This window comes from Protofrankia sp. CiP1_Cm_nod3 (assembly GCF_982290655.1).
The window spans coordinates 1-3,721 of record NZ_CEVIVD010000256.1; the positions used below are offsets into that span (position 1 = coordinate 1).

The following is a 3,721-nucleotide window of genomic DNA, read 5'->3' on the forward strand; positions in this document are numbered from 1 at the left end:
CCAGGTCGAACGCGAATACGCGCTCGGATCCGGCCGCATCGACCTTCATCTCCGCTGGCCCTACGCACCCCGCGGGGGACCGCGGCAGGTCCAGCGCGAGGGTTTTGAGATCAAGGCCTGGCGCACCGGCGGATCCAACCCGCTCAAGACCGGGCTCATACAGCTGGACCGCTACCTCAACCGACTCCAGTTGCCGATCGGCACTCTTGCGATCTTCGACCAGCGCACGAACGCGCCTCCCATCGACGAACGCACCGCGATCACCACCGTGACCAGCCCGGCCGGGCGCTGCATCACTCTCCTCAACGGCTGACCGACGCCCGCGCGCCTTGGGTCCGAACACGACGCGGGGGCCAAGTTGTTCGCGAGGCCGGACTCGAGCCAATGCCACGTGGGGTGCGCAGAAAAATAACACGTAGAGTCACAGATGTGCCGATCCGACGGGCCGGCGTGGCGCTCATCTACGGGCGGTCACACCTGGGGTGCCAGGACGAGGTGCGGCGAGGTGGCCGCGCGCCGCGTGCCCGGGGAGCCGAGGAGAGCGGTAAGGGTGCCGGTCTCGTCTGCGATCAGCTCGCTGCCGTTCGGGTTGCCGGGACTCCACTCGAACGGGGCGTCGAACAGCTTCGCGGCGAACTCCATGACGGCCGCAGGGCTGTCGCCGACGGTGGCGGACGTCGCGATGGCCTGCAGCGAGCGGGCGGAGTCCTCTCCCTGGAAGAAGACCTTCTGCTTGAGCCGGCGCAACAGCATGCCGACTTCCTCTGCTTTCGCCCCGTCGTAGACGTGCGCCTCGTCCAGCACGACGAAGCGCCAGTGCCCGCCGTGCGGCCCCTCGAACAGGTCCATGTCCGCGGGGCGCAGAAGCAGGTACTCCAACATCGCGTAGTTGGTCAGCAACAGGTGCGGCGGGCTGTCGCGCATCTCGGTTCGGGAGAGCAGCTCGTTCGGGAGCCTGGCCTCGCCCGGGTTCAGGGCCTCGAACAGGGAGGCGCCCTCGGCGGGCCGCTCTGGTGTCTCCCCGGTGTACCGGCCGAACGTGATCTCGGGTGTGCCCGCGAGCACCTGCCGCAGTCGGCGCACCTGGTCGTTGGCCAGGGCGTTCATCGGGTACAGCAGCAGCGCCCGGACCCCTGGACCCAGCGTCCCGGCGTCCCGCTGTCGGACGAGCTCGGAGAGGACCGGCAGCAGGAAGCTCTCCGTCTTGCCCGACCCGGTCCCGGTCGCGACGACGAGGTTGCGGCCCGCGGCGGCTTTGCGGATCGCCATTTCCTGGTGCGCGTACAGCGGCCGGTCCAGCGGCAGCGCGGGCCCGCCGAGCCGGGCGAACCCGCTGGGCAGGACACCGTCGACGATCAGCCGCCGCAGGCTGGCGCCCGCCGCGTACGGCGGTGTCGCCTCGAGCACCGGCCCCTTGGTCAGCAGCGGACTGGCGTCGATCGCGTCCCGCAGCGCCCGCGCGAGCTTCGGGTCGCGCACCGGCAGCAGCGACCGCAGGTAGCGGCGGTACGTCAGGCTGAGGTGCTCGGCGGTGGCAATCACGTCCATCACTGAAGGATCTCCCGTCGGGGTTTTCCGCTGTTCGGGGCCCTCGTGGGTGGCCCGCGCGAGGGGGCGGCGATGTCAGGCCTGTGTGACCGTCCACGGATCATCGGCCGGGCCGGCGCCGGTCACGGTGGCGAATGTCACGACGGTTCCCCCGCCGACGGTGATGGTGAGCTCGGTGTCGCCGTGGACGGCCGCCGTGTCCAGGATGCGGCGCAGCGGGTAGCGGCCGTCGCGCAGCGCCCCCAGGACCTGGACGGGTTCTCCGCCCGCCATGAGCGTGATCGCCGGTGGCGTGGCGGCGCCCGGCAGGTCGATGCGCAGCAGGCCCCCGCGCCACAGGTCGTCGTGGGTGAGGCGCAGCGGGCCCACGTGGTGCCACCCGGTCGCCTCGGCGCCGCTGCCCGGCTCGGGATCGATCCGCAGCCGCAGGTGCGGCGGGGTCACGGCCAGGCGCTGGACCACCGCGCCGGCGACGCAGGTGACCTCCCGCGTCACCGTCTCCTCCTGGTAGGCGGCCGCGGCCGGGGAGACCGTCATGCCCGGTGGGGCCGAGATCACCGCCTCTGCGGGCTGAAGCCCCCGGGCGCTGGTGAGCCGAGGGGCCGGGTATGAGGTGACGCCCAGGCCCTCCGCGAGCACCACGGTGCGGCGCAGCCCGGGGATCACAGAGATCACGAGCTCGCCGAGCAGTGGCCGCCGCATACCGCGCCACAGGACGTCCGGTCGCCACGTGTCACCGGTCGTCGTGACACTCGCGAGGGTGGCCCCGGAGTCCGTCCGCCGCGCCTCGACCCGGAAGGTGGCCTGACCGGGCGGGAGCAGGACCTCGGGGGGCGAGGCGAGGACAGGCCTGCCAGCGACGGTCGTGACGCCGGGGATCGGCGGACCCGTGCGCAGCACCGGCCTGGTCCGGCCGCGCACGAGGCGACGGCTGGCACCGGCACCGGCACCGGCACCGGCACCGAGGGCGATCCAACGAGCCCCCCGCAGGTCCACCTGGATGAGGCGCCAGCCACGCCAGGCCAGCGGGAGCGTGCTCGTCACGAGGATCCGGACCGGCGCGTCGGAGCGCAGTTCGGCGCCCGCCGAGCAGAGCACCCAGACGGCGTCGGCGGGCAGCGCCCCGTCCACGAGTGCCCCGTTCTCGTCGAAGGCCAGCAACGTGGCGCCCTCGGCGGTGATCTCCTCCGGCAGCCCCGCGCGGGCCTGTCCCGAGACGCCGTCCGTCAGGAGGACCCCGCCGCCGAACGGGTCAAGGCGCGCCTGGCCCGCCCCGTCGGAGAGGTCGCCCGCGGAACCGGCGTGGTCCTCCGGCGCGGTCACATGGGCGAGCACGGCCACCTCGACAGCGGGCGCGCCAGGCAGTCCCAGCACCCCGAGCGCCGCGAGGAACGCGTCACCCCACTCACGGGCGGACCGCGCACTTGACCGCAGCCCCGCGGCCCGGTGCCAGGCAGGCCAGAACGCCGTCGTGTCGGACCCGGACGCGGCGCGGGCGATCCCGACGACCACGCAGGCGGGCCACCTCTGCGCCACCCCGCCGGCCCTCAGAGCCCGGGACTGCGCTCCCAGCGCCGTAGCCACCGCCTGCGCGAGCCCAGGCTCTGCCTCAAGCCGCCCGGCGACAGCACCCGCCCGGAGCTCTCGTCGCCAGCCGAACTCGAGCAGGTCGAGCAGCCTGTCACCGGCGATGGTGCCGCTGATGGCTCTACCTTCACTGGGCAGGAGGGCCTCCGAGGAACGCTTGCGCCGTTTGTCCCGCGAGGACTGACACGAGACGGCGTCCTCGAAGGTCTCCAGCGCAGGGCGTGGGAACGCCGGATGGGTGAACTGCTGCTCGGCGCGCCGCGCGCCGGCCGTGACACCGGACCGGCGTCTCCTGGAGATACCTGCCCCACGACTTCCCGCCGCACACCACCGTCTACTTCTCCTACGCCGCCTGGCGCGACGAGGGCATTCTTGTCCGGCTCGGCTATGAGCTGACCGGCCTGGCCCGCGCCGCCGACGGCCGCGATCCCGAGCCGACCGCCTGCATCCTCGACACCCAGACCGTCACGACCTCCACCGACGTCCCCCGTGCCAGCCAGGGCACCGACGCCGCCAAGAAGATCGTCGGGAGCGGGGCGTGGTCACCGACACCCTCGGCCTGCTGCTCGCCGTGACCGTCACCGCC

The 3,721-nt window shown here is 72.9% G+C and carries 2 protein-coding genes and 2 pseudogenes; 2 read left to right on the plus strand and 2 right to left on the minus strand.

The annotated features are described in order from the left end of the window. Positions 1-313: pseudogene (locus AC5LUJ_RS23810) on the plus strand (ATP-binding protein); the annotation flags it as partial. A gap of 158 nt (positions 314-471) precedes the next feature. Here AC5LUJ_RS23810 and AC5LUJ_RS23815 read toward each other — a convergent pair. Both AC5LUJ_RS23815 and AC5LUJ_RS23820 read right to left on the minus strand, forming a co-directional pair. Continuing rightward, positions 472-1,548, minus strand: a complete 1,077-nt coding sequence (locus AC5LUJ_RS23815) for a DEAD/DEAH box helicase (RefSeq protein WP_250286137.1) — start codon at positions 1,546-1,548, stop codon at positions 472-474. 75 nt (positions 1,549-1,623) lie between these two features. After that, a complete protein-coding gene (locus tag AC5LUJ_RS23820; protein WP_250292281.1) occupies positions 1,624-3,084 on the minus strand; it encodes a hypothetical protein in 1,461 nt (486 codons plus the stop codon). A 326-nt stretch (positions 3,085-3,410) separates the two neighbouring features. On the opposite strand from AC5LUJ_RS23820, the pseudogene AC5LUJ_RS23825 reads away from it, so the two are divergent. Continuing rightward, positions 3,411-3,721, plus strand: a pseudogene (locus AC5LUJ_RS23825) (transposase); the annotation flags it as partial.

Coding starts and splice junctions, on each gene's coding strand:
- AC5LUJ_RS23815 (WP_250286137.1), bottom strand. CDS start 1,548: ATGGACGTGATTGCCACCGCCGAGCACCTCAGCCTGACGTACCGCCGC.